Source organism: Pseudoalteromonas sp. HF66, assembly GCF_011806445.1.
In the GTDB taxonomy this organism is placed as follows: domain Bacteria; phylum Pseudomonadota; class Gammaproteobacteria; order Enterobacterales; family Alteromonadaceae; genus Pseudoalteromonas; species Pseudoalteromonas apostichopi.
The window spans coordinates 65398-91635 of record NZ_JAATOU010000004.1 but is presented as its reverse complement, the minus strand read 5'-3'; the positions used below and the strand labels follow the sequence as shown (position 1 = coordinate 91635).

The 26238-nt window shown below is 37.8% G+C and carries 23 protein-coding genes and 1 tRNA gene; 7 read left to right on the top strand and 17 right to left on the bottom strand.

Annotated features, from left to right (window positions below; genetic code table 11):
• The first annotated feature begins 42 nt into the window (after nt 1-42).
• A complete protein-coding gene (locus HCZ11_RS05980; RefSeq protein ID WP_167657909.1) occupies nt 43-1233 on the top strand; it encodes a flagellar assembly protein FlgT in 1191 nt (396 codons plus the stop codon).
• On the opposite strand, the gene HCZ11_RS05975 is transcribed toward HCZ11_RS05980, so the two are convergent.
• On the bottom strand, nt 1216-2115 hold the full coding sequence (locus tag HCZ11_RS05975) for a LysR substrate-binding domain-containing protein (protein WP_167657908.1): 900 nt from the start codon (nt 2113-2115) through the stop codon (nt 1216-1218). The two genes, HCZ11_RS05980 and HCZ11_RS05975, sit on opposite strands and share 18 nt — an antisense overlap.
• Nucleotides 2116-2225: 110 nt before the next feature.
• On the opposite strand from HCZ11_RS05975, the gene HCZ11_RS05970 reads away from it, so the two are divergent.
• The 3 genes from HCZ11_RS05970 to HCZ11_RS05960 all read left to right on the top strand — a co-directional run bounded on the left by HCZ11_RS05970 (nt 2226) and on the right by HCZ11_RS05960 (nt 5874).
• The gene (locus tag HCZ11_RS05970) at nt 2226-2954 is read left to right on the top strand and encodes a glutathione peroxidase (protein ID WP_130052119.1); all 729 of its coding nucleotides are present in this window, start codon (nt 2226-2228) and stop codon (nt 2952-2954) included.
• Between the two features lie 234 nt (nt 2955-3188).
• Nucleotides 3189-4622, top strand: coding sequence for a sodium:proton antiporter NhaD (nhaD, locus tag HCZ11_RS05965; protein ID WP_167657907.1), 1434 nt, complete (start codon nt 3189-3191; stop codon nt 4620-4622).
• Nucleotides 4623-4809: 187 nt separating this feature from the next.
• The gene (locus HCZ11_RS05960; RefSeq protein WP_167657906.1) at nt 4810-5874 is read left to right on the top strand and encodes a zinc-binding dehydrogenase; all 1065 of its coding nucleotides are present in this window, start codon (nt 4810-4812) and stop codon (nt 5872-5874) included.
• A 268-nt stretch (nt 5875-6142) separates the two neighbouring features.
• Here the strand turns inward: HCZ11_RS05960 and HCZ11_RS05955 are convergent, their stop codons facing one another.
• Nucleotides 6143-6460 (bottom strand): hypothetical protein, encoded by a 318-nt coding sequence (locus HCZ11_RS05955; RefSeq protein ID WP_167657905.1) that lies wholly within the window; start codon nt 6458-6460, stop codon nt 6143-6145.
• Nucleotides 6461-7179: 719 nt separating this feature from the next.
• On the opposite strand from HCZ11_RS05955, the gene HCZ11_RS05950 reads away from it, so the two are divergent.
• Both HCZ11_RS05950 and HCZ11_RS05945 read left to right on the top strand, forming a co-directional pair.
• Nucleotides 7180-9468, top strand: coding sequence for an AAA family ATPase (locus HCZ11_RS05950; protein WP_167657904.1), 2289 nt, complete (start codon nt 7180-7182; stop codon nt 9466-9468).
• Complete coding sequence (locus tag HCZ11_RS05945; RefSeq protein ID WP_167657903.1) at nt 9461-11470, top strand: UvrD-helicase domain-containing protein; 2010 nt, start codon at nt 9461-9463, stop codon at nt 11468-11470. Before HCZ11_RS05950 ends, HCZ11_RS05945 begins: the two co-directional genes overlap by 8 nt.
• A 169-nt stretch (nt 11471-11639) precedes the next feature.
• On the opposite strand, the gene HCZ11_RS05940 is transcribed toward HCZ11_RS05945, so the two are convergent.
• From HCZ11_RS05940 to rppH, 12 genes are all read right to left on the bottom strand, one after another.
• A tRNA-Arg gene (locus tag HCZ11_RS05940) sits at nt 11640-11714 on the bottom strand.
• Between the two features lie 181 nt (nt 11715-11895).
• The gene (locus HCZ11_RS05935; RefSeq protein ID WP_130052122.1) at nt 11896-12549 is read right to left on the bottom strand and encodes a FlgO family outer membrane protein; all 654 of its coding nucleotides are present in this window, start codon (nt 12547-12549) and stop codon (nt 11896-11898) included.
• 3 nt (nt 12550-12552) lie between these two features.
• Nucleotides 12553-13227, bottom strand: coding sequence for a FlgO family outer membrane protein (locus HCZ11_RS05930; protein ID WP_130052123.1), 675 nt, complete (start codon nt 13225-13227; stop codon nt 12553-12555).
• A gap of 14 nt (nt 13228-13241) precedes the next feature.
• Nucleotides 13242-13835 (bottom strand): FlgO family outer membrane protein, encoded by a 594-nt coding sequence (locus tag HCZ11_RS05925; RefSeq protein WP_130052124.1) that lies wholly within the window; start codon nt 13833-13835, stop codon nt 13242-13244.
• 223 nt (nt 13836-14058) lie between these two features.
• A complete protein-coding gene (locus HCZ11_RS05920) occupies nt 14059-14463 on the bottom strand; it encodes an SPOR domain-containing protein (RefSeq protein WP_167657902.1) in 405 nt (134 codons plus the stop codon).
• Between the two features lie 72 nt (nt 14464-14535).
• Nucleotides 14536-15099, bottom strand: a complete 564-nt coding sequence (locus tag HCZ11_RS05915) for an SPOR domain-containing protein (protein ID WP_167657901.1) — start codon at nt 15097-15099, stop codon at nt 14536-14538.
• A 345-nt stretch (nt 15100-15444) separates the two neighbouring features.
• Complete coding sequence (gene galU / locus HCZ11_RS05910; RefSeq protein WP_167657900.1) at nt 15445-16326, bottom strand: UTP--glucose-1-phosphate uridylyltransferase GalU; 882 nt, start codon at nt 16324-16326, stop codon at nt 15445-15447.
• 26 nt (nt 16327-16352) lie between these two features.
• Nucleotides 16353-17204 (bottom strand): thymidylate synthase, encoded by an 852-nt coding sequence (locus HCZ11_RS05905; RefSeq protein ID WP_054562236.1) that lies wholly within the window; start codon nt 17202-17204, stop codon nt 16353-16355.
• A gap of 13 nt (nt 17205-17217) precedes the next feature.
• Nucleotides 17218-18021 (bottom strand): prolipoprotein diacylglyceryl transferase, encoded by an 804-nt coding sequence (gene lgt / locus HCZ11_RS05900; protein WP_130052128.1) that lies wholly within the window; start codon nt 18019-18021, stop codon nt 17218-17220.
• A gap of 14 nt (nt 18022-18035) precedes the next feature.
• Complete coding sequence (locus HCZ11_RS05895) at nt 18036-18845, bottom strand: sulfite exporter TauE/SafE family protein (RefSeq protein WP_130052129.1); 810 nt, start codon at nt 18843-18845, stop codon at nt 18036-18038.
• A 209-nt stretch (nt 18846-19054) separates the two neighbouring features.
• A complete protein-coding gene (ptsP, locus tag HCZ11_RS05890) occupies nt 19055-21331 on the bottom strand; it encodes a phosphoenolpyruvate--protein phosphotransferase (protein ID WP_130052130.1) in 2277 nt (758 codons plus the stop codon).
• Between the two features lie 33 nt (nt 21332-21364).
• Nucleotides 21365-21883: an RNA pyrophosphohydrolase gene (gene rppH, locus HCZ11_RS05885; protein ID WP_054554350.1), complete on the bottom strand. Its 519-nt coding sequence runs from the start codon at nt 21881-21883 to the stop codon at nt 21365-21367.
• A 540-nt stretch (nt 21884-22423) separates the two neighbouring features.
• On the opposite strand from rppH, the gene mutH reads away from it, so the two are divergent.
• Nucleotides 22424-23095, top strand: a complete 672-nt coding sequence (mutH, locus tag HCZ11_RS05880) for a DNA mismatch repair endonuclease MutH (protein ID WP_167657982.1) — start codon at nt 22424-22426, stop codon at nt 23093-23095.
• 2 nt (nt 23096-23097) lie between these two features.
• On the opposite strand, the gene HCZ11_RS05875 is transcribed toward mutH, so the two are convergent.
• The 3 genes from HCZ11_RS05875 to eno form a co-directional block, all read right to left on the bottom strand.
• The gene (locus tag HCZ11_RS05875) at nt 23098-23973 is read right to left on the bottom strand and encodes a hypothetical protein (RefSeq protein WP_167657899.1); all 876 of its coding nucleotides are present in this window, start codon (nt 23971-23973) and stop codon (nt 23098-23100) included.
• 47 nt (nt 23974-24020) lie between these two features.
• The gene (locus tag HCZ11_RS05870; RefSeq protein WP_167657898.1) at nt 24021-24695 is read right to left on the bottom strand and encodes a hypothetical protein; all 675 of its coding nucleotides are present in this window, start codon (nt 24693-24695) and stop codon (nt 24021-24023) included.
• 218 nt (nt 24696-24913) lie between these two features.
• Nucleotides 24914-26212, bottom strand: coding sequence for a phosphopyruvate hydratase (gene eno / locus HCZ11_RS05865; RefSeq protein ID WP_062566760.1), 1299 nt, complete (start codon nt 26210-26212; stop codon nt 24914-24916).
• Nucleotides 26213-26238 lie beyond the last annotated feature (26 nt).

The following is a 26238-nucleotide window of genomic DNA, read 5'->3' as shown; positions in this document are numbered from 1 at the left end:
GCTCATTTAGGTTATTCAATAGTTTTAATGCTAGGTGTCAGCATGAACAATAAAACAATAGCCTGCTTAAAAAGCCTTGGCTTAGCTTTTACAATTTTGTTTTCTAACAATAGTTTAGCGCAGTGGTTTGAATCTACAGGCCATGCAGTTGTAAAAAATGGCGATACTAGCCAAGCCAAATCTGCCGCCATTAAAGATGCCATTACTCAGGCGTTAGTGTTTTCTGGCGCTCGAGTAAGCTCTGTACAGACCCTAGTTGACGGGGTTTTGACGCAAGATCAGCTGAAAATAAGTAGCCACGGTGAAATCCAGAAAATAGAATTAATCAGCGAAGATCGTCATAACGACACCTATGCTATTACGCTTCGCTTAGACATCTTTGCTCAAGCAGAAGAGTGCCCTGCAAACCAATACACTAAATTTATTGCTGTTACGCAAAGCCAACTTGCCAATCGCGAGCAAGCACGTATGGGCCAAATTTTTGACGTAAACAAAGCAATAAGCGAACACCTATATAATAGCTTAAGCAAGACACAAATGGCAGCTAAGCCAACGGCTTATTACAACATGCCGCTAAGGGTAGATCACTTTTTCACTCAGCAATACGATTATAGTAATGCACTACTTGAGGAAATCACTAGCCGAAGTAACTCGCAATATGTGTTACTAAGTCGTATTCGTGATTTGTCGGTCAACCATAAAATTAATAACGACTATGCATTTTGGCAGGATGACAGTTTTAAGCGCGCATATAAAGTTGATTATGTGCTCTTTGATGGCACAACTTACGAAAAACTTTGGCAAAAAAGCTACCAAACAGAAGGCATTTGGCCGTATAAAAAGACTGAGATCATCGATGTTTATAGTGACCGATTTTGGGCAACCGACTATGGCCAAGCTATTAGTGATATAAACCAAACTCTAACCTATGACTTACAAGCAGCCATGGCCTGTTTGCCCACGCAAGGTAAAATACTGCATATCGAAAACGATAGGCTGATTATAAACCTTGGTAAGGCTCATGGTCTCGAGCAAGGGCAAGTTTTAAATATTGCACACCATAATTACCTAACGGATGCACAGGGTAATAAACTTCCGCATAAAATCACGACACTTAATCAGGTAAAAGTGACTCAGCTTTATCAGCAATCAGCGGTTGCCGTGAGTATAGATAAGCAACCACTGCCTAACATTCAAATTAATGATATTGTTGAATTAGCTGCTAGCGAGTAAATGTCTTTGTAACCCCTTGTGAGCATTTAGCCAATTAGCTAATTGCTCAACACCTGCTATGTGCGGGTAATGTTTGCGTGTTGTAATAACAATTTGCCGTTGCTGGTTAGGTGCAATCGCTAAGTACTTCACTCCTTCACGTGGTGTACATGCAAGCTTAGGAACAAAGGTTACCCCATCATCCATTGCTACCAGCGCGAGTAAGGTTTCTATACTGTTACCTTTATATTGATTCGAGACTTCAACCCCAGCTGAAAAACAAAATTGCTCTGCTTGCTCCTTAAAGCAATGCCCTTCGTTTAACATTAATAAATCACAATCCTGTAATTGAGCTAAAGCGACTTCAGTGTGTTTTGCCAATACGTGTTGCTCTGACACCGCGACCAAAAAATCTTCTTTATAAAGCGGTGAAACATGATAAGGCGCTAAATCGGCTACATCAGCAACAATTGCAATATCAATCTCTCCATTATCAAGGGCCAGCAGCGTTTGTGCTGTTTGCATTTCAGTAAATGAAAATTGGGTTTCACTGAAAGCTTGCTTCATTGATGTTAATAGCGTTGGCAGTAAATAAGGTGCGATGGTAGGAATAATCCCTACATTTATTTTACCTTTTAGTGGATCGTGTGAGCTGGCGGCAATTTCTTTGAGCACTTGCGTTTGCTCAAGAATAAATGTGATCTGTTTAAGTAATTGCTCACCTTGAGCGGTGATTGTGACCTGCTTAGTTGAACGGTCAAAAATAACAACACCCAATTCTTGTTCAAGCTTTTTAACTTGCCCGCTTAGCGTAGGTTGGCTGATATAGCAGGCATCTGCTGCTTTTCTAAAGTGCTTGTACTGTGCAACCGCTTTTACATATTCGAAGTCTTTTAAATTCATAACCGCACCTTTAATAGTTTTTATCTATCATATTAATACAAACAAACGATTGGAGCTATCAAAAATAAAACCGCATAATAGCATCCAACAGATCAAGAGGAATCAAAAACATGTTAAACAATATTGAAGGCCAAAAAGTACCAAACGTTACATTCGCAACACGTGTAGACGAGCAATGGAAATCCGTTACTACTGACGAAATCTTTAAAGATAAAACGGTTGTGCTATTTGCATTACCTGGCGCATTTACACCTACTTGTTCATCAACACATTTACCACGTTATAACGAGCTTGCTGCTGTATTTAAACAAAACGGTGTTGATGACATTGTCTGTATTTCTGTAAACGATACATTCGTGATGAATGCTTGGGCTCAAAACCAAGAAGCCCAAAATATTACCCTACTGCCCGACGGCAACGGTGAGTTTACTGACGGCATGGGTATGTTAGTTGATAAAAACGACTTAGGCTTTGGTAAGCGCAGCTGGCGTTATTCTATGCTTGTAAAAGACGGCGTTATCGAAAAAATGTTTATTGAACCGCAAAAGCCAGGCGACCCATTTGAAGTATCTGACGCTGATACCATGCTTGAATACATTAACCCTGCGCAAATAAAACCAGAGTCAGTGAGCATTATTACGAAACCTAATTGCCCATTCTGTACAAAAGCTAAAGCATTATTAGAAGCAAAGGGTTATGTGTACGAAGAAATTATACTAGGTCAACACGCATCATTAACCAGCTTAAAAGCTATTTCAGGTCGTGAGACAGTACCGCAAGTATTTATAGGCGGTGAGCACATTGGTGGCTCTGACGATTTAGAAAAACACTTTGCATAATTTTCAAGTTGGGGCTGCTGAATGCAGCCCTTATATTATTTAAACAACTACAACCTATTGATTAAAAAATAAATTAACCAACTGGTCTGCTCTCGCCATCACCGATATTTATATTCAAAATACCAACATCTTAGTTACCAATTTATTACATAAAGCAAAGAATGAACCTAAAATGTCTGCAGCTACATTTACTTAAACCGTAACGAAATTAAGATGATTTAATTGGAATATAAAATGAAAAAACTAATACAAGGACTGCTCCTTTCCTTGCTATGTTTCGGTGGCCAAGCTCATGCTGCGTCAACTGGTACTATCGATTTACTTACCCATCCTATTGGTATTATCTGCCTTGTTATTTTTATCTTTGCTTATGTGCTCGTCATACTTGAAGAAAAAATTCACTTACGCAAATCAAAACCCGTATTAGTTGCAGCAGGGATTATTTGGACCCTCATTGCTTGGCAATATAGCGCACAAAACTTATCCGATCTGAGCACTAACGCGTTTCGTCACGCCTTGCTAGAGTTTTCAGAGTTAATGCTATTTTTGCTCGTTGCGATGACCTACATCAATGCACTAGAAGAGCGCCGTTTATTTGATGGCCTAAGAAGCTGGCTGGTTGCGAGGGGCTTTAGCTACAAACAATTATTTTGGATAAGCGGTGTACTGGCATTTTGTATTTCACCGGTGGCCGATAACTTAACAACCGCACTACTTCTATGTGCCGTAGTAATGAAAGTTGCAGCAAATGATAACCGCTTTATTGCTATGTCATGCGTAAACATTGTAATTGCAGCTAATGCAGGGGGCGCCTTCAGCCCATTTGGTGACATCACGACACTGATGGTTTGGCAAGCCGATGTTGTTGCCTTTACCGAGTTCTTTGTTTTATTCCTACCAGCTTTAGTCAGCTATATTATTCCTGCATTTGTTATGTCTTTATTTATCAATAACCGTCACCCGGATACGGCCGATGAAGATATTGAACTTAAACGCGGTGCGCTTCGCATATTGTGCTTATTCTTACTGACTATTTTAACCGCCGTGGTGCTAAAAACAGCCTTTGGTTTACCGCCGGTTGTGGGCATGATGATGGGCCTTGGCTATTTACAGTTTTTTGGCTACTTTTTACGCGTCACCCTACCCGGATCTCTTGCCAGAAAACGCGCTATGGCAGAGCGCGAAGGTGATAAAGAGCGCTTATCTCGCTTAGGTAACGTTGTTCCTTTTGATGTATTTAGCCGTGTATCAAGAGCAGAATGGGACACGCTCTTGTTCTTCTATGGCATTGTAATTTGTGTTGGTGGCTTAGGGTTTATCGGCTACTTAGCGCTGCTTTCTGATTTACTTTATAACAATTGGTCTGCTACCGGTGCGAACATTATTCTTGGTTTAATGTCAGCCGTTGTAGATAACATTCCTGTGATGTTTGCGGTGTTACAAATGATGCCTGATATGTCGCATGGTCAATGGCTGCTTATCACCTTAACAGCAGGTATAGGTGGCAGCCTGTTATCAATTGGCTCTGCAGCTGGGGTTGCACTTATGGGTCAAGCAAGAGGGATTTACACATTTAATAGTCATTTAAAATGGTCGCCAGTCATTTTACTCGGTTACTTTGCAGGCGTATTAACTCATTTATATCTCAATACTGCCTACTTCAGCTAAGCCTCTGTAATGTTAAAGTTAAAACCCTAATCGTTTTTAGGGTTTTAACTTTAAACACTCCACAATGAGCGGTTTATAAACAGCAATGTCGCAATAAGCGGTGTTTTTGTCGCAAAAAGTCAAGATTAAGGCAAGTACTTTACTTTAGTCTAATAATTCACAAATAAGGTGAATTGAGGACACACATATGAGCCAAATGAATTCTGTTGCCATGCAAAATGGCAAGTTGCATGTAAAACAAATTGATTTTCCCACTCCTGGACCCGGCCAAGTATTAGTAAAAAGCCTAGCTTGCGGTATTTGCGGTTCAGATATTCATATTACACGCCACACCAGTGATGTATTCGATATCTATAAAAACCTTGGCATAATGGCTAATGATGCAGGTGACGACCAAGAAATATTATTAGGTCATGAGTACGCGGCAGAAATCGTCAGCTACGGCCCAAATACCAAAGGCGAACTTGCTAAAGGAACCCGTGTAACCTCAGTGCCAATCTTACTCTCTGCTGGCGGTGCTGGCGTAGGTGTAACTCCAGGGCTGTATGGTGCCTATTCTGAATACTTTATCGTTGATGAAGCCTTGTTGTTACCTATTCCTGATGCAGTTCCATCAGAAGCGGCAGCCATTACAGAACCACTTGCTGTTGGCCTGCATGCAGTGAACCGCGCACAAATGCATAATGATGATGTTGCAATCGTAGTTGGTTGTGGCCCAATTGGCCTTGCCGCGATTGCCGCATTAAAGTTACAAGGCGTAAAACACATCGTTGCCTCTGATCCGCAAGAAAGCAAAAAACAAATTGCCCTTGAATTTGGCGCTACTGAATATGTTAACCCTATGGCGGATGATGAAGTGGCTAAAGCCGCTGTGCTTGCAGGTAGCAACAAGGTAGTTATTTTTGAATGCGCCGGTGTCAGCCGCTTATTAAACGACTACATTTTACGTGCGCCAGCAAAAGCAAAAATCATTGTAACAGGTGTACATACTGCACCACTTAACGTTAATTTTGCCTATGCAACTGTCAAAGAGTTAGACCTTATTTTCTCTTATTACTATCAACCAGAAGAATTTGCTCAATCACTCGAGAACATCGCTTCAGGTAAAATTGCATGGCAAAAAATGCGCACAGGAAAAGTCGGCATCGACGGCGTACAAGGTGCCTTTGATATCTTGTTTAAACCAAACGACCATATCAAAATCATCATTGAACCATGGCGCACAGGTGAGCTTGAAAAAGTAACGGGTTAATTAAGCTTCGGGGGTGCTGAAGAAACTTGGTAGCCAAAAACCTAGCAATTCAAGATATATTTAGTGGAGGGTCAAATAGCTTTAGTTTGCACCTATTAGTCCTTCACTATGTAAGCTACCTAGTTTTGGCGAGTTTAGGGTCAATATGAGTTTTAAATTGACGCTAAGGTATACTCACTTAGCGTCAAAACAGGTAGCTGCTACAGTTAACTAAATTGTTAAAATAAAAGAAAAACAATAACAGTAAAATTAAAATAACAAGCGAGATTTAACTAGTGAGATCAATAGCTTCTCTTAAAGTTAAACCTTTTCGTAACCACTTAGATGCCTGCTCAGCGGTAAAACCCGCACGATGCCAATTTATAATAGTTAGAGGCGAATCTATTCCATATTGAATCCATTGTTTTACGTCCATAGGCGCAAAGCCATTTCTTCTAAACTCTAGAGCACTGCTTGGCGATACTCCAATGCTAGACCAAGCTTGACTCTCTTGATAAGGCATATCTCCCCAAGGGCTAGGGCTGCTCGAACAACCAGCCACTAAAATAGTACCAGCAAAAAACGCTATTCCTAAAACTTTCTTCATCTTATTTTCCTTTTAAAGAATTCCTTGAAAACTTAATGTTTATAAGTATGGCTATGTAGGCTTATAAAAAACTAAATTACCCTTACTTATTAATAGATTAACTTTATTTCTAACATTTAACAATAAGCTAAAATAAGAGCACTCTCATTAAAATAATCTTTATATCAATTACTAACTAAAGTTTAAACGCATAACAAAGGTTGTGTGGGTTTAAAATATATATCAAAAACAAGGATAGACCTATAAAGCTTCATTACGATGTTAACGTAAATGAAGAAACAGGCGAATGCTCACAAAGCTATTACGATGGTGAGCTAATCCAAAAAATAAAAGGTTTTTGGTTCGCGGGTAAAACCTTTGTTACCCGCTTCTACCAATGGAGGTTAGAAAAAGCATAACAACATTACTTTAAATAGCTAAAGCCCTATTATGAGCTTTAGCTACCAAGTCATACTCAAAGCATTGTTTTGATGCTTTTCAGAAGACCTAAAGCTATAAAACAAGCTTTAGGTAGTTAAAATCCTCTACCAAACTTCAAAAATAATCTTTAGCTACCCACTTGCCAGAATGGCAAGAAATCTCTTACTTGGAGTTCTGTAAATAACTGTACTTTAAAGTTTTCCTTTTATAAATTAGTGCGCATTTAACTACAAACAAACCCCAAAAGGTGTTAATTTCATTAGAGAAAACTAAAACATTACAGTAGATAAGGATGTTGTATGTACTTACAGTCTCTAGAAATCACTAATTTCAGGAAATTTGGCACAAAAAACAACATAATTGAATTTGTTCAGTCAGATTATAAAAAAACAAAAGAGGACAATACTGCTGACTCTAATCCCAAGAGCTTCGTTGCTTGTGCTACAACTCTAGTTATAGGTAAAAATAATGCAGGGAAAACAACTGTCACCAAAGCATTAAAACAGGCCATAGATAATGACAATATTTTAGGGTCATCTTTTAACTTGAGTTACTTAAAGAATATCTTTGACCAATACAAAAATGCTGGTACTTGTACAAAGCAAAACAGCGTCCTTAAAGATAAATTTGATAGTATTGAACTACCAATAATGAAATTTAAGTTGAATGTTGGTTTTGATGTTAACTCTCAATCTACATCGATTCAAAACTTAAGAAAATTTATATCAATTAAAGATAATGTAATTAATGAATTAATAACTCTAGAAATTAAGTTTGTTGTCTCTGAAAGTGAACAATATCAAGAAAGAGTTTACAAATTATTTTCAAACGCTTCAAAGAAAAAATCTGAAGTTAAGTTTAGTGAATTCCTAAGGATAATAGACAAAACCAACTTCTCTCGCCACATTTATGACTCCAAAGGTAATTTAATTTCCAATTCTATCTTTAACATAAAAAACCTTTTCGATTTAACAACTATTAAAGCAAACTTGGATGATGGGGAGACCTCACTATCTTCAGTTTTTAACAAGATAGTCCAGTATAGGTTAAATGATGAAGAAGATGATAACCGTATTATCTTAGAAGAAGAGATATCAAGAATTAACAACTTTATGGATAGTCATATTGGAGAATCTCATAATAACACCGTCAATCACGTAGTTGGAAGATTAACTGAACAGCAAAATATGCTCGTGCATTTGAGATCTAACTTAGACTTTCAATCTCTATTTAGCAAACTAATTAGCTATGAATTTGAAGAGAATAATAATTTCATACCTGAAAATCAATTTGGACTTGGATACTCCAACTTAATGAAAATACTTGGTCAAATAATTGATTATGTAGAGCAGTATGAAGAAAGTGAAATACATGACAAAGTCAATCTTATTTGTATAGAAGAGCCTGAAAATTTCATGCACCCTCAGATGCAAGAGTTATTCATAAAAAATATTGATGATGCCCTTAACTTATTACTTGGAAAACATAAAAGTAAAAATATCAACAGCCAATTAATTATAACAACTCACTCTTCTCACATTGTTAATAGCAAAATTCATAGTAGTAATACATTCAATAACATAAATTACATTACTACAGATGAAAACAATTATAGTAATGTAGTTACATTAAATGATCGTAACATTGCAAAAAAAGAGAATGACACTAAAAACACAGTAGAAATAGATGAATTAAAGTTTTTAAAGAAGCACATTAAATATAAAGTATCTGAACTTTTCTTTTCTGATGCAATAATCTTAGTTGAAGGCATTACTGAAGAGCACTTACTTCAACATTACCTCAGTGAGTCAAAGGATTTGCAAAAGTATGGAGTTTCAATTTTCAACATTAACGGTGCTTTTGCACATATATATAAGCCACTTATAGACCTGTTAAAAATCCCATGTTTAGTAATTACCGACCTTGATATAAAGAGAAGTAAAGCTGACAAGGAAAGTTTTAAGCAAATTAGTAAAATTGACAATCACCTCACTACTAATACCGTTTTAAAAAAGTATATTTGCAAGTTAAATCAAACAAAATATCAGCTACCTGATGAAGAGATATTGACTGATGAAGAGATATTGACTGATGAAGAGATATTGACTGATGAAGAGATATTGACTGATGAAGAGTTATTGAATGATGATAGTGATGATGAAAAAAAAGGTGTAAAAATCCCAAGTGACATAAAATATTTTTGCGAAAATAATTTCATGATCGTTTTCCAAAAAGATCCAATAAATGGGTTTATTGCGTCAAGCTTTGAAGAAGCTTACATACTCACAAATTACAATCATAAAACGCTAAATAAAACATTAAAAGATTTAAAGCCAAGAATATATAAAAGAATCGTTGGAATTGAAGAAGAAGAAGACACTTGTAAATCAAAAGAAAACTCTTTTGAGTGGCAGTGCAAACTAGCCTCTAGTAAAAGTGACTTTGCTAACACACTTCTTTATCAAATAATCACGTCTAGAACTGATGCTCCACTTTTACCAAAGTACATTGAAGATGGTTTGGATTGGTTGGCACAAAAATTAAATGTTAAGAAATCAATTCAAAAAAAAGGTAATGAGGATGCTTAAATTTAAAGAATGCCCTCAGAAAATAATCGATGAAAATAAAGTTCAAGAGCATCTTAATACTGCAATAGATAAAAAAGAGTGTTTTGTATTTAATGCAGGTGCGGGTTCAGGAAAAACCTATGCACTAATGGAAAGCTTAAGATATATAACAAAAAAATATGGAAGTAAACTATCAAAACAAAAAAGGAAAATTTTATGTATCACCTACACCAATGCTGCAGCGGAAAATATAAAATCAAAATTCGGAAATAGTGAATTAGTAAGAGTGTCAACTATTCACGAACGAATGTGGGAAATGATAAATTCACACCAAGATGAGTTATTAGTTGAACATGAGGAAAATATAAAAAATAAAATATTAGAAATAAAAGAATCATTTAAGAACAGCAAAGATGAAGAGTGGCTAAAAAGTGGAGACAATAAAAAATTCAACAACTACTTTCTTTCAAGTGATGTAAAAAATACTTTCTACAACTCGACTTGCCTTACTACTGACTTTGAAAGCACCCTTGAAAATTTTGGTTATAAACTAAATAGAAACCTAGGTAAATTTAGAACATCAGTAAAGCAATTACATGACATAGATAAATTAACAAAATGCCTTAGCAAAATAAAATCAGGTGATTACAAAGAAGTAAAATATAACGCCAATTTTAATAGTGATAGGCTTCATTATATGCTGATTAGTCATGATACTCTTCTAGAGTATGGTTTAAAGCTATGTAAGAAATATCCAACATTTCGCAGGATAATCGCTGACTCTTACCCATACGTGTTAATTGATGAGTATCAAGACACTAATAAAAAAGTTATAGATTTCATGTATGAAATAATTAAAGATACAAACTTATCTCAAAAGTTAATGATTGGCTACTTTGGAGATGAAATGCAAAGCATCTATTCGGATGGCATTTCCAACAACCTTGATAAATACCACCCTAACTTATTAAAAATAGAGAAGAATTATAACCGTAGATCTCGAAATGAAATAATAAAAGTATCTAATAAACTTCGCAGTGACAAAATTTCTCAAGAAAGTATATACGAAAGAAATGATGGAGGTTATTTCTCATTTTATAAGTTAGTAAATGAGAGACCAAATGACTCCTCATTTTTGGTAAACAGCTTCATAAATAGTGAACAATCAAGTCAAAGCAGTGATAGAGTACAATGTTTAGTGCTTAAAAATGAAATGCTTGCTGAGTTGAGTGGCTTCAAGAAGCTTTTTAATTGCTTTAAAAATTTTTTCTATTTTCAAGAGCAATCACAGAAAGTTATAAGTAGAGATTTAACTAAGCTAGACACTTCTATCCGCATTATTCTATCTATCATAGAGTTTAGAGAATTAATATTAAAACCTCAAAAGATACTTGAAGATATACTTCCAAAAGAAAAAACATCAGTGTCGATATGTGATGCTCAACACTATCTTAACGAATTGAATATATTGATAAACGAAAAAATTAATACTTTCGAAGATTATTTAGAGGAGCTATTTAAACTCTATAAGTCTGGCTCTAATCTTTTCAAATGCAAATTAAAAGATTTTATTCCGTCTGATGATTTCGAACATACGCTTGAGGGGTTCAAGCAGCGACTAACTCATAATCTACCAAAAACAAGTTCCATCAAAGAAGAAAAACGTATTGAACTTATTAATACAGCACTTAACACCTCCTTGAGTGAATACACTAATTGGTATGAATTTATTACAGACTCTAGCAAAGAACTTATTAGATATAACACTTACCATAGTACTAAGGGGCTTGAGTATAACAATGTAGTTATCATAATGGAGAACTCATTTAAGAGAGATAATTCATATTTCCCTGACTTTTTTAAAGATCCACAGAACACTGAATACCAAGAACGCAGAAATTTGCTATATGTAGCATGCTCCAGAGCTATTAATAATATGAGAATATTATATATTGATCCCATTGACTCATTCCAAAAAGAAATTTCGTTATTCTTTGGAGAAGCAAAGGAGTTTTCGCTCTAATACAGAGTAATAAAGCATAACCTTTAAGCAGAAAATACGTAAATTAAAAAAAGCTACTCACAATAACTGTCGCCCTGAATAGCGCTAAATAAAATCAGCCACAATGCTACACATTTGCTACATAAAACTAAAAAGTAAAGAGCGATAAGATTTAACCCATTGATTTTATTGGTAGCCCCTACAGGAATCGAACCTGTAACTGCCCCTTAGGAGGGGGCCGTTATATCCATTTAACTAAGAGGCCACTCAAAAGCTGAGGGATTGCTTGTAACTTGTAACTTGTAACTTGTAACTTGTAACTTGTAACTTGTAACTTGTAACTTGTAACTTGTAACTTGTAACTAAAATTATAACGGTCTAAGGCTTTGCTAATCAAGAGAATAAACCAATCGACTCGAGAATAGTCGATTGGTGTAATGCAAGAGCTAATTAACGCTAGCTGTTGCAGATTGGATTGACTCATTTTTTAGCACAAAATACGGGATCACTTTTTGTGCGCTGGCAATAACAAGTTTTGAGTTTAAATTAATCACTCGAGCATTCACTTCAACGCCGTTAGGGCGATATATAAGCGTGCCTGTAAGTACATGGCTGGCAATGCGACGCTCGGCTAACTCTTCTATATCACGCGACATCACAAAATCACCACGTGAGGTCACACTAATTACATCCATCGCTTTAAAATCAACAACCCCAAAGCCAAATTTTTGCAGCTGGTGCAGCATTGTTTCCGACAGTTGATTACCAAGTTGAGAGCTGGTTTTTAAGCTTGCATCTAAATCGACAAAAGAAGTAATAGCAATTCCTAACTCACTTTCTTGTTGCATAGTATCAACTAACTCAAGCGCCATTTGCTCGACATAATTTACAACTGTTTTATGATGTTGATATGGCACAAATAGACGATGGTTAGCGTTATCCTGCTGCATGTCGTTTTGTTCAACTGCTTGTAGCATAGCAACGTAATCTAACTGACCATTTGCTGAAGCCTGTGCGTTTTTCGGCTCTGCTGATTGCTCTGGCAGCAATTGGCAGCCGGATAGCGCGAGCGTTAACGATGCTAAGATAAAACCTTTCATAGCTTACTCACTTGCTTGTTTTAGTGTAATACCATCACTACGGTTGGTGCTATCAAGGGCATCAACCACTGATTGCGGGATAAAACCCTGCGCTGACCCTACAACCGCTTTACTTGCTAAGCCAACAATACGGGCATTAACGAGCACACCACTTTGATGATTAACCAAGGTACCTGCCAATACATAATTAAAATTTTGATCTTGGCTTAGCTCTAAATAATCACGACTGAAAACATAGTCACCACTTGGCGTGACACGCATATAATCAGTAGTTTTAAAGTCAATGACAGGTACACCAAATGCGTGCAGTTCATGAATGAAACTTTCGGCAATTTGATTACCTAGCAAATTCGTTGAGTTGTAATCAGCATCAAGGTACACAAAACTTGAAACAGCAACCGGCGTGGTATCGCTAACATATTGCAAATTTTCAACTAAGTCTTGCATGATGCCACGCACATAATGATTAATATTTTTACGCGTTGGTGCAGCGGTAAAAGTGCTGTTGTTCATCACCGCCTTATTAGTTTGGAACACACTGTCGTTACTATGCGGCGCGGCGACTTCTCTTTGCGCAGTTAACTGAGGCTCATTATCATGCTGTGTTGCATCACCTGTTAACATCGAAGAGCAACCAAAGCCTAAAGGCAAACATAAAGTTAAAATTAAACGTTTCATTAAATGAGTTCCTCTTAATATTCGCTTCGATACAACTGGCCATCACGCTGCTGAACTTTTTCAGCTCCCCACATGACATTAATGGGGATCTCGGTGCTTGCTGCTGACACTATTCGCAGATCTTTGGTATTTACCAATCGGGCGTTAACTATGTAGGCATGTTGTTGCCGCGTCAGTGTGCCGGTAATAACAAAGTCAATATTCTGACGTTGACGTAAGGTATTTACATCACGACTAAGTACACTATCGGCCGATTGCTGCAAATTTAAAGTATTTTCTAACCGATACTCGATAGTATGAAAACCAAGCTGAGTAAATTGCGTTAATAAACTTTCTTGAATTTGCTGACTTAAGCCACTGCCCTGATCTTCTGCTAAATCAGTTCCTAAGCCATCAGCCATATAAAAACTGGTAACAGCAATACGAGCATTACCTTTATAAGGGCCTTGAATACGGCTCAACTGACTGCTTAAATCAGCAACGTATTGATGCACCGTATATGGTGCCATTGGCGATTTTGGGGTTTCTCTAGGGGGCGCACTTTGTGGCTCTTCAGTTAAGCTACAACCCACCAACACTAAAAAAACTGAATAAAATAACAGGCGCATAATTGCCATCCTCACTAAACTTAGTAAGTACAAAGCAATAATTATGCCTAAGTATTATTATTTGCTAGATATAGCTAGATAATAGTGAAGCAAGAAACTCTGTGATTAAAGAAAGTAAGCCGCTTTGTAATGGATCTGTTTTAAGTTATTAATCGCTACTCAGACTGAGTATGTGAGGTTGTTAAAACAGGAATAGCAAAGTTAGTTGACGCAAAAACAGTAGCTACAGCACCTGTCCAACAAAAGGAGCTGTCACACAAGTCTGCCCTAGCTTTTTTACTATTTCACAAAATGCAGTAGCTTGAGTATAGTTTGTAAATGGACCAGCTCTTAGTCCATACACGGTTACGCCTTTGTGCTCACGCTTTTTAAAACGAAAATCCAGGCCATGCAAAACATCAGGGTAGTCTCGCTTTAGCTCTAATACACGGTGACTTACTTTTGTCGGTGTTAAATATAAACCTAATTGCACGCCCGGTTCTACTGCTTTGGTTGCTGCAATAGCAGCGCTTTGTGAATTCGTAAATGGTTGCTCAGGCTGGCTATGCTCTTGGCTCATCATACAGGCTGTTAAAACAGTTAAGCTGATGGCTATCAATAGGTATTTAGAAAAAATAGAAAAATGCATGATTACGTCGATTCTCAAAAACAGACTTAAAACTTAGCAATAAAAATGCCACCTTTAGAATGAACTTTAACCCTAAAAATATATTCGGTTGTCAGTGTAGTTACCGACCCAGCAATCAATTCCTTGTCGCTTAATAGCCTCACAATCGGCTTTGGCATTTTTCAAGTACTTATAACGGCCAAACTTAAGGCGATAATAAGTATGCTCATTTACTTTAGCAACTTCGATATTAAGTATCGGTTTTCCTTGGAAGATATTCGGCGCACGCTTAACCATTTTTTTAAATGAATAGGCAAGGCTTTGTTCTGATTCAACAGACATAAGCTGTAAAGCAAAACTGTAATTGTGCTCAGGAAACTCCGTTTTGTTTGATGACTCAGAGACAGAGTTGAGATCGATATCTTGAATCTGCTTAACATTTTCAACTGATTTATAGTTTATTGCTGCTTTATCTGGGCTCGTTTGAATTAGTACACTAAAAGTATCTGATTGCTTAAACGCTTTATTAAAAAGGTAAGTAATATTAATATTTTTATTTTTAAGAATAGAAGGCAATGGGTTATTACTACAGCCAGCTACAGCTAGTAACACCATCAGGTATAAACTGTAACGCAAAGACTTTAAGTAACATTTCATAATCAGGATTCTTTAAAGTACCATTAAAATTAGCTTCTTATTAAAAGAAGAGCATATTGTTAGTACTTACCTGTACATCAACACTTAAAAGATAATTTGAGATATAAAACGTAACCACTAACGAATTAACGTTTCGACTATAACCTTTGTGTTAGTTATTTTTGGAAAACAGCCATAAACGAAACTATTCATTTACATTCAATAGTAACAATGCGTTAAGACAAAGGTATATCAGAAAAATCCTTTATTGGGTAATGATCGACAATTGTAAGGTTTATGTAAATAATAAAAAAGTGCCATATAGGCACTTTTATGAAGTAATTTTTGACTAGAAATCTAAATTGCTTATTTTACCAGCGACTTTATGAAGTCTGTAAGCTCACCTTTGAATTCATCACGACGCAGTGCAAACTCAACAATCGCTTTTAAATAACCAATTTTACTGCCGCAGTCATGGCTTTTACCTTTCATTGAGTAGGCATCGACAGTTTCTTTTTCCATTAGCATAGCAATCGCATCTGTTAATTGGATTTCATCGCCTGCGCCTGCAGGAGTTTTTGCAAGTAATGGCCAAATATTTTTGCTCAATACATAACGGCCAACAACAGCAAGATTTGAAGGTGCTTGCTCAATCGAAGGCTTCTCAACCATGTTTAAAATTGCAGCACTTTCACCTTGCTGGATTTTTACATCACCTAAGTCCACTACACCAAATTTATCTACTTCATTTTGCGGAACAGGCTCCACCATAATTTGGCTCTCACCTGTGCTTTCAAAGCGCTGGATCATTTCGGCTAAGTTATCTTTTTTAAGGTCGCTGGCCACATCATCAATGATCACATCCGGTAAGATAACTACAAATGGTTCATTACCTATGATAGGTGCTGCGCAGTTGATAGCATGGCCAAGACCTTTAGCTTCACCCTGACGAACTTGAATAATCGTTACATCTTTCGGGCAGATTGATTGTACTTCTGCAAGTAACTGACGCTTAACACGCTTTTCAAGCGTTGCTTCTAACTCAAAACTGGTATCAAAGTGGTTTTCTATTGAGTTTTTACTTGAATGCGTCACTAAAACAATTTCTTTAATTCCTGCAGAAATTGCTTCATTTACAACGTATTGAATCAGTGGTCGGTCAACAATAGGAAGCATTTCTTTAGGAATTGCTTTTGTCGCAGGTAACATACGCGTGCCAAGACCAGCAACTGGGATCACAGCTTTCATTGATTTCTCCTTAAATTTTATTGTTCTTACACTGAAAACGGATACTTAATTGCATCGTGACACTGATAACCTACTACTTCAAAATCGTCTTTTGTAACCCAGGTTTCAATGTCTTCAAGTGATTTAATGTTTGGGTTTATTTTTAATTCTGGTGACGCGAAAGGCTCACGCTTTAGCTGCACATCACGCATCAACTCAAGTTGGTTTTCGTAAATATGTGCATTGGCTATCTTATGATACGCCTTACCTGGTTTATGTCCGGTAATTTGTGCAACTAAAGCAAGTAGCACAAAACATTGTATCTGATTAAAGTTTAAACCTAGCGGCACATCGCAGCTGCGTTGGTATGAAGTTAAGTATAGAGTATCACCTAACAAAGAAAAGGTGTGCGTGTGCATACAAGGGCGTAAACAGCCTAGCTCAAACTCACCTGGGTTATAAAAAGTGACTATTTCACCGCGATCATCTATGCCTTTAGATAAGTTATCGATAACTTTTTTAAGTTGGTCTAGGTGACTACCGTCAGGGCGCTGCCAGCTGCGGCCTTGAACACCATAGACACGCCCCATATCATCTTCACCACGACGATGTGGGTTTTCAAGCCAAGCTTTGTTTTCGTTTGCGTTTGCATTCCAAGTCATACAGCCGATATCACGAAACTGTGCAGCACTATCGTAACCTCGTAAGTAACCAAGTAATTCAGCTATGGCGGCTTTGTAAAAGCTTTTGCGTGTTGTAATTAGCGGAAACTTGTTATTCGCTACATCATACTCAAGATCAGCGTTAATAACGGTTAAACATTTGGTACCTGTGCGTTTATTCTCAACCCACACACCTTCGTCAACTATGCGCTGACATAAATCTAAATACTGTTTCATTGATTAGCTCATGTTATGCTTTGCTTGCCACGCTGTGTTGCGGCTTTTTATAGGCCCATATTAACAAACCAAGACCACCAATTACCATCGGCAATGACAGTATTTGCCCCATTGAAATAACGCCTGCGAATAAACCTAAATGGGCATCTGGCTCTCGGAAATATTCAACAATAAATCTAAACACACCATAGCCAAGCAAGAACACCCCAGCAACACTTCCCGCTGGACGAGGCTTTTTAATAAACCATTGTAAAATTAAAAACAGCACCAGACCTTCTAAAAAGGCTTCGTACAGTTGAGATGGATGACGAGGCTCTGGCCCACCAGTAGGGAAGATAAACGCCCAAGGTACGTCAGTCACTCGGCCCCACAGCTCACCATTAATAAAGTTACCAATACGTCCTGCTAATAAACCGAGTGGCACTAATGGCACCACAAAGTCACCTACTTCAAATAATGACTTTTTACGTGTCCAAGCAAATATGGCGATTGCGGTAATCACACCTAAGGTACCGCCATGGAACGACATACCACCTTGGTCAATTCTGAATAAATACAGTGGGTTTTCAATAAAATAGCTGAACTGATAAAACAACACATAACCAATACGACCACCGAGTATCACACCGAGCATACCGTAAAATAACAAGTCGCTTACTTGTTCTTTTGTCCAACCTGAATTTGGTTTTTCAGCTTGACGATTAGCAAGCCACATTGCTAAAGCAAAACCAATTAAATACATCAAACCGTACCAACGTACGCTGAGCGGGCCTACCGAAAAAATAACCGGATCGATATCTGGAAATTGAAGAGCCATAAAATTAAAAACCTTTAACTAAACACCATTTTAAGCGCAATTATTACAAGTAATAGCGCGAATACTTTTTTTATTGTTGCCACTGGCAAGTAATGCGTGGCTTTGGCACCTATAGGCGCAATTAGCGACGAGGTAACCACAATCCCGACTAAAGCAGGTAAATACACAAATCCGGCAAATCCATCACTGAACGATGTTAATTGCCACCCAGCAGATACATAACCCACCGAGCCAAACAGCGCAATGACAATACCACATGCTGCAGCACAACCAATGGCCTTTTTAATATCAACAGAAAAATAATGCAGTAGCGGCACAATCAGCGCCCCACCACCAATACCTATTAGCCCTGACAACGCCCCCATTATGGCACATAAAAAGCCAAGAATAGGTCCTGAAGGAAGCGGCTTTTCACTGGCAGCTTTGGTGCGTGTTGATAACACCATTCTCAAGGCTATAAACACAACGCTCCCAGCAAAAACAAAGCGCAATAGTTGTTCAGGAATAAAGCTTGCTGCAAATCCGCTTATTAATGCACCCAGTCCAACCCCAGTCATGACCCAAGGAGCAATTTCCCACGGTACGTTAGCATTACGATGATGAGCAAGGGCTGAAGATGTCGAGGTAAAAATAATGGATGCTAACGATGTCGCTATCGCGATAACTAATACATGGCTTGGGTCTGCAACATCAAACGAAACCAGTAGCGCACTAAGTACCGGTACGATAATAAGACCGCCACCAATGCCTAATAAACCTGCTAAAAATCCAACCACACAGCCCAAAATTGCGCAGTACACCATTAAAAGTATTACGTCATGCATAGCACACTCATATATTCAATTTGTTATATACATATACTAAACTAATATATATACCCAAACCACCTCAAGATGCGAGTTTCAGTTGGAATTAAAAGCGATTTAGGCAAGGCATTGATTGCAAGTAATAGTGGTTCTATTGTTAAAATCAATAACGCAGTATAAATCGCTTTTAAACCAACCCTTTGGGCGCTTCACAGCACAATTTTCCCTCATGATTGACCTTGGCTTGGGGTGTAAAATAGCTCACCGAGCTGATGTTCAATCATAAAGTTACGCGTTAACCTAAGTACATGTTTTGCAGTGGGTTGTAATAAACACTCGGCAAGTAACTTTTCCATATCGCTAACATTTAAACGTCTAAGCACAAACTTAATTTTACTAATCGAAGAATAGTTCATACTCAAGCTTCGATAACCCATAGCAATAAGCAGTAATGCACCTTCTGGGTCGCCGCCTAACTCACCACATAAACTAAATGGCAGCTCATGCTGCTGACACTCTTGGGCAATTTTTAACAGCACCCGAAGTACACTTGGGTGATAAGGATTAAACAGCTCTGCAACACGCGCATTTGACCGGTCAACTGCAAGCATATACTGAGTTAAATCGTTACTACCCACAGAACAAAAATCGACTTTTTGCGACCACTCTTCAAGCATAAATACGCTCGAAGGAACTTCCAACATTACACCGATTTCTGGTCGTTCAATTGCCTGCTCAGGATATTGCTCACTTAGTTCAAAATAGGCTTGTTCGAGCAGTTTTAATGATTCATCCACTTCTTCTGAGCCACTGATCATCGGCAGCATAATTTTTAGATTACCTAAACCAATATTGGCTTTAAGCATCGCCTTGAGTTGATCTAAAAATAGCTCAGGGTGGTCTAAGGTCACGCGAATACCACGCCAACCTAAAAATGGATTTTCTTCGGTTATATTGAAGTAATCTAAAACTTTATCGCCACCAATATCGAGTGTACGCATCACCACTGGATTGGGGTGATAACTAGTAAGCACTTCACGATACCAATTTTCTTGTTCTGACTGTGAAGGAAACTGACCTTTTTGCATAAACCAAGCTTCAGTACGATAAAGTCCAACGCCATCACAGAAAGGTTTATTGTCATGCTCTATATTTAACTCAAGTCCAGCATTAACTAACAAGCTTATATGTTCGCCATCACATGTAACAGCATCTAAACTTTGCTCTGCAAAAAAGCGATCATTCAATAGCGTTTCTTGGTATTTAAGTTGGCTATATTCCTGATGTAACACTTGCGAAGGTGAAATATATAAACGCCCTGCATAAGCGTCTAGAATCATTGGTTTACCTTCAAATTGCAGTAAAGGTAAATCTTCTATACCCCATATTGCAGGGATCCCCATTGCACGCGTTAAAATTGATGCATGACTGTTTGCAGCTCCATTGACACTCACCACCCCAGCTAAATGACCTTTTGGCACTTCTGCGAGCATGGCTGGTGTGAGTGTACTGGCAATTAAAATAGTCTCTTTAGGATAAGGCTTTGCTGCATGCTCTGTATTGACTAAGTGATGCAAAACCCTCAATCCAATATCTTTAACATCAACTGCACGCTCTTTGATGTATGGGTCTTGCATTGCATTAAACTGTGAAATTAGTTTTTCGATGACTATTTTAAGTGCACTTTTAGCGCTCCAGCCCTGCTGAAGTTGCGCTTCTACATTTTGCCCTAAGCTTTTTGCATCCAGTAACTGTTGGTAAACATCAAACACAGCAAGGGCTTCTTGCGGTATCGAATCACTGAGGGTCATTGATAAAGTGCTAAACTCATTTCTAGTGGCAGCAACCGCTTGAGTAAATAACTTACGTTGAGTGGTGATGTCTTCATCTTTTTGCAACTCAATAGAAGTAAAGTCTAGCTTTGGAATTACTACAAAAGCTTCGCCGATTGCTATACCGGGAGCACCAGAAACACCTTTTAAAACAGAAGTTTGATGAGAAAACTCATCTACCCTTAACAGCTCTTTTATTTCTGCATGGGCTAACTGAGAGGCAAGCTGCGCCGATAAAGTAATTAAAAACGATTCTTCATCAGGGCTAAATACTCGCGCCAGCTTCTGCTGAACAACGATAACACCCAAAACCTTTTTCTGGTGCACCACTGGTACTGACAAAAACGCGTTGTAGCCTTCTTCATTAACTTCGGGTGAGAGTTTGAAACGTGGATGAGACTTTGCAAAAGCAATATTGATAGGCTCTTCGCGCTGCGCAACGAGACCTACAAGACCTTCAGTAAAACCTATACGAAATTTACCGACCGCATCAGGGTTTAAGCCTTGAGTTGCCATCAGTACAAAATTGTCTTGACTATAATCTGCAAAATAAATCGAGCAGCACTGTGTTTGCATGGCATCTTTTACCATTTGCACAAAACACGCTAGCGCACTAGTTAAGTCCGCCTGTTGCGACACTGCCTCAGCAATTGATCTGAGCGTGGCTAACATGATGCTGCTCCTTTAATTTAAATAAGGTTACCCTTATCGTTTATGTCGCCAATGATCTTTGTGTTGCTCTCGTTTATTAAACGGCATTGCAAACGGGGCAAACTCTTTCATTACTCTACGATATACATCGCGCTTAAACGAAACAACTTGCCTAACCGGATACCAATAACTCACCCATCGCCAATCATCAAATTCAGGGTGATGAGTTTTAAGTAAATTTACATCTTCATCTTTACAACGAAGTTTCAGTAAAAACCATTTTTGTTTTTGCCCAATACACACAGGACTTGAGTCTCTGCGAATTAAACGCTTGGGTAATTTATAGCGTAACCAATGTTTAGAACTTGCGACGATCTCAACGTCTTCAGGAAGCAAGCCCACTTCTTCGTGTAATTCTCTGTACATGGTTTGCTCTGCTGTTTCACCGTCATCAACACCACCTTGGGGAAATTGCCAAGAGTGTTGACCATAGCGACGAGCCCAAAATACTTGTCCCTGATTATTGCAAATTACAATTCCGACATTGGCACGAAAACCTTCGGCATCAATCACCTTAGTGCCTCATTTGTAAGTCGATTTTTATTGATTGTTCCACATAACCTGCGATACAGCAAACACTTTACACCTAAGCCTAAATTAGATTGAAAATTTATTTTTTAACAAACATGTTTAATCAAGGCGTTACGATGTAATTATTATAAAAATACCCTATTTGATTAAAATAACTATTTACAACCGCATTTTTATCACCTTACCCACAGCTTGTGCATAACTTTTGTAAACCATGCCTAAATTGCAAACAAATCCACAATCCACAGTTAAAATATCCAATTTCTCCACAGAAACTGTGGATAAACATGTTTATATATCTGTATTTATACAAACAACTGACTAATTAATGAAATAGAAACAACACACAAAAACAATAATTAAATTAAATATCATATACTTAGACCTGGATATCCAAAAAATTAATTGGTTATTTTTAGCTCACACTTAACGTGCGCAAAAAACACTCAAACACAAAGATATCCACTAAGGCGCACATTTGCTATCATGATCCGGTTAATTAGACAATCAAATAAACGCCTTATGCGACCGATAAAACCCACTTCTATAAATGAATTAATGCAACGTGTTGATGCTATAGCAGGCCTTACTTTAGGGCAATTAGCCGAGCAATATCATTTTAAAACACCTGAAGACTTGCTACGTGAAAAAGGCTGGACCGGGCAACTTATCGAATATGTGCTTGGCGCAACTGCAGGCTCAAAGCCAATGCCTGATTTTGAAGAATTAGGAATTGAGTTAAAAACTCTGCCCATTTCATTTAAAGGCAAACCACTCGAAACGACGTTTGTTTCTGTAACACCACTACTGAATGTAACTGGGATGAAATGGCAGCAAAGTACGGTTCGTAAAAAGTTGAATCATGTTTTATGGTTACCTATTTTAGGCGAACGCGAAATTCTACCTTTTCACCGCACCATAGGCAGCGGCTTTTTGTGGCAGCCAACGGCCGAGCAAGACACACTCTTACAACGTGATTGGGAAGAACAAATGGAGCTAATAGCTCTAGGTCGAGTGGATGAGATTTCGGGCCACTTAGGCGATGTAATGCAAATAAGGCCAAAAGCAGCCAATAGCAAAGCGCTGACTGATGCAATTGGCCCGAATGGTCAAATAATACAAACCTTGCCTCGCGGTTTTTATCTAAAAACCAGCTTCACCGGCGAGATCCTAAAACAGCAATTTCAGCTTTAATCCTAAAGCACCAATTGTTGTTGTTTTTCACAATGAGCAGGAGCTTCACGCAACGATTCATTTGCAAACTTAAGTAGCCATTTACGTAAATTTTGGTAGGTTGTTGACTGACAATTCTGCTCAACAACTTTGCCACGAATTAACTTTTCCTCACCATTTACATAAACAATATGAGAAAGAATCGGAGTGTTATTATTTTTAAACTTTAGTATAACTTCAGATTTTGCTAACTCAACAACTCCTGTTAATAAGTTAGTAAACACTTTTTTTAGTTCATCACTACCGGCTTGAAAAATTTCGTTTCTCTGTGTTTCTGTGATTTTTTTGGATGTGACTGCAATAAGGTTTTTATACTTAAAAGTCGTTTTATTTTTTCGTGTTTCACTGATCCATACTTGTGCTTTAACAGCTACTTGATCCATATTTTGACTCACGAAAAAGATTGGCTTAATTGTCACTGGCGACTGTGATAGATCTTCTGTATATGCAGCTTCCAAGTCTTTTATAAAGTCTTTATTTTTGAAGCCATTAGTAAGTGTTATAAATTCAGATACTTTTTCGTTTGCTTCAGATTGTAATCCTGCGAGTTTATTACTCTGAATTGTAGATGAAGTGGCGGCATGTGCAGCTACTTGAACAAGTAAGCCTGCTAACCCTGCATCTGCTGCGTATAGAACATCGGGATTTGTGATTGATGAATCTCTATCATATACACCTCGAATATCGAACTCATTTGGTGATGAAAGAGTAAACTTAAAATCACTTTCATCAATAGCTATCTTTTGGTTATGTATATACTTTACATAGTCGTCTCTTTTAGGTGTTGAATTACAGCCACACAAAAAGAGCAACATAATTAAAATACTAAGCTTTTTCACTTTTCTTCCCTAAAAAATATCGTGGCTTTCCCCACGATATTTATTACCTAGATCGCATTTCGAATCAGTGTTTTTGCATTTTCGATTGCTTGATAATACGCTGTAGTAACACCAGGAAAATCATCAGGCTCATCCCATAAACCTTCAGGTTGAACTTTTTCATCCACTAAACGATATTGCAGATACTGATTTGTATTTAGATCGATAGTGTAAACCACACCTTTCAAGTAGCCTTGCGGATCCCCGTTAGGAACATAACTGCTAAAACTTCTATAGGCACCAAAACTATCAAAGTTAGCAACAACTAGAACATCGATATCAAACTTCTCTTTTAAACCTCTGAAGTCTTGCTTAGCAAAACCTAATTCACCTTTGAATTTAGGTAACTTATCTAGCAACTTTGGATCATCAAGGGTGGTAACATAATCAGATCTTTCTTTGAATTCATCTTGGATTAGTGTTTTTAATGAGTCAATATCGCTAACAGGAAGTGTTGCTAAATGCTTATCAAGTGAGCTTGTTAAAGAAGATGCAACGCCATAACAAAGTAAGCAACCTGCACCAAAAATATGCGTGGTAGCTTTATCTCCTCGCTGAAAATAAAAGCCTATTTTCTTCTCTTTATTTGTAAAATGATTTGCTTGTAACTCAACAGTTGGTTGAGGTGTTGTTCCACATCCCACTAAAGTAATTAATAAAAATAGTGTAATTATTTTTTTCATTCCCTTTCCTTTTTACTACTTATAACAGATTGAAAAGCTGAATTATATTCAGCCCAAATTCAGCCCAAATTCAGCCCAGAAAGGTACAGAATTATTTAAACATTAACAACTATAAAATGGGAAAATCTGATTTTTGCATAAAATATAAACGAAAATTAATTCAAAATATAAAAAAACCTCCCGAAGGAGGCTTTTAAAGTCTAAATAGTTAGGGCTGATTACTGACCTTTAACTTCTTTAAGACCATTGTAAGGTGCTTTCTCACCTAATACTTCTTCAATGCGAAGTAATTGGTTGTACTTAGCAATACGGTCAGAACGGCTTAATGAACCCGTTTTGATTTGACCTGCCGCAGTACCCACTGCTAAATCAGCAATTGTTGCATCTTCTGTTTCACCTGAACGGTGAGAGATAACAGCTGTGAAGCCAGCATCTTTAGCCATTTTAATAGCTGCAAGCGTTTCAGTTAATGAACCGATTTGGTTGAACTTGATAAGGATTGAGTTAGCAATACCGTTATCAATACCACGCTTTAAGATCTTCGTGTTAGTTACGAACAGATCGTCACCTACTAATTGTACTTTGTCGCCAATTAGTTGTGTTTGGTGTGCGAAACCATCCCAATCAGACTCGTCTAAGCCGTCTTCAATTGAAACAATTGGGTATTGCTCAGTAAGGCCCTTAAGGAAGTGGTTGAATTCTTCAGAAGTGAATTTTTTACCTTCACCTTTAAGGTCGTAGATATTTGCTTCTTTGTCGTAGAACTCTGATGCCGCACAGTCTAGAGCTAGAGTGATATCTTTACCAAGCTCATAACCTGCATTTGCAACAGCTACCTTGATTGCAGCAAGTGCCGCTTCGTTTGATTCAAGGTTAGGAGCAAAACCACCTTCATCACCTACTGATGTAGAGTGACCTTCAGCTTTAAGTACTTTTGCTAAGCTGTGGAATACTTCAGCGCCCATACGTAACGCTTCACGGAAGTTTGTCGCGCCAACTGGCTGGATCATGAACTCTTGAATATCTACAGAGTTATCAGCGTGCTCACCACCATTGATGATGTTCATCATAGGTAATGGCATTGAGTAAACACCTGGTGTGCCGTTTAGATCTGCAATGTGCTCATAAAGCTCTACGCCTTTTGAGTTTGCAGCCGCTTTAGCTGTTGCTAAAGACACAGCTAAGATAGCATTCGCACCTAGTTTCTCTTTGTTTTCAGTACCATCTAAGTCAAGCATAACTTGGTCAACAGCTTTTTGATCAACTGCGTTTTGACCTTTAAGAGCTTCAGCGATTTCGTTATTGATATAGCCTACTGCTTTTAAAACACCTTTACCTAGGTAGCGTGCTTTATCACCATCACGTAATTCAAGCGCTTCGCGAGTACCTGTTGATGCACCAGATGGTGCTGCAGCACGGCCCCATGAACCATCAGCTAAATGTACATCAGCTTCAACAGTTGGGTTACCACGCGAGTCCATGATTTCGCGACCAATCACTTTTACGATTTCTGACATCTTGATTCCTCTTTTCCCGAAAATGG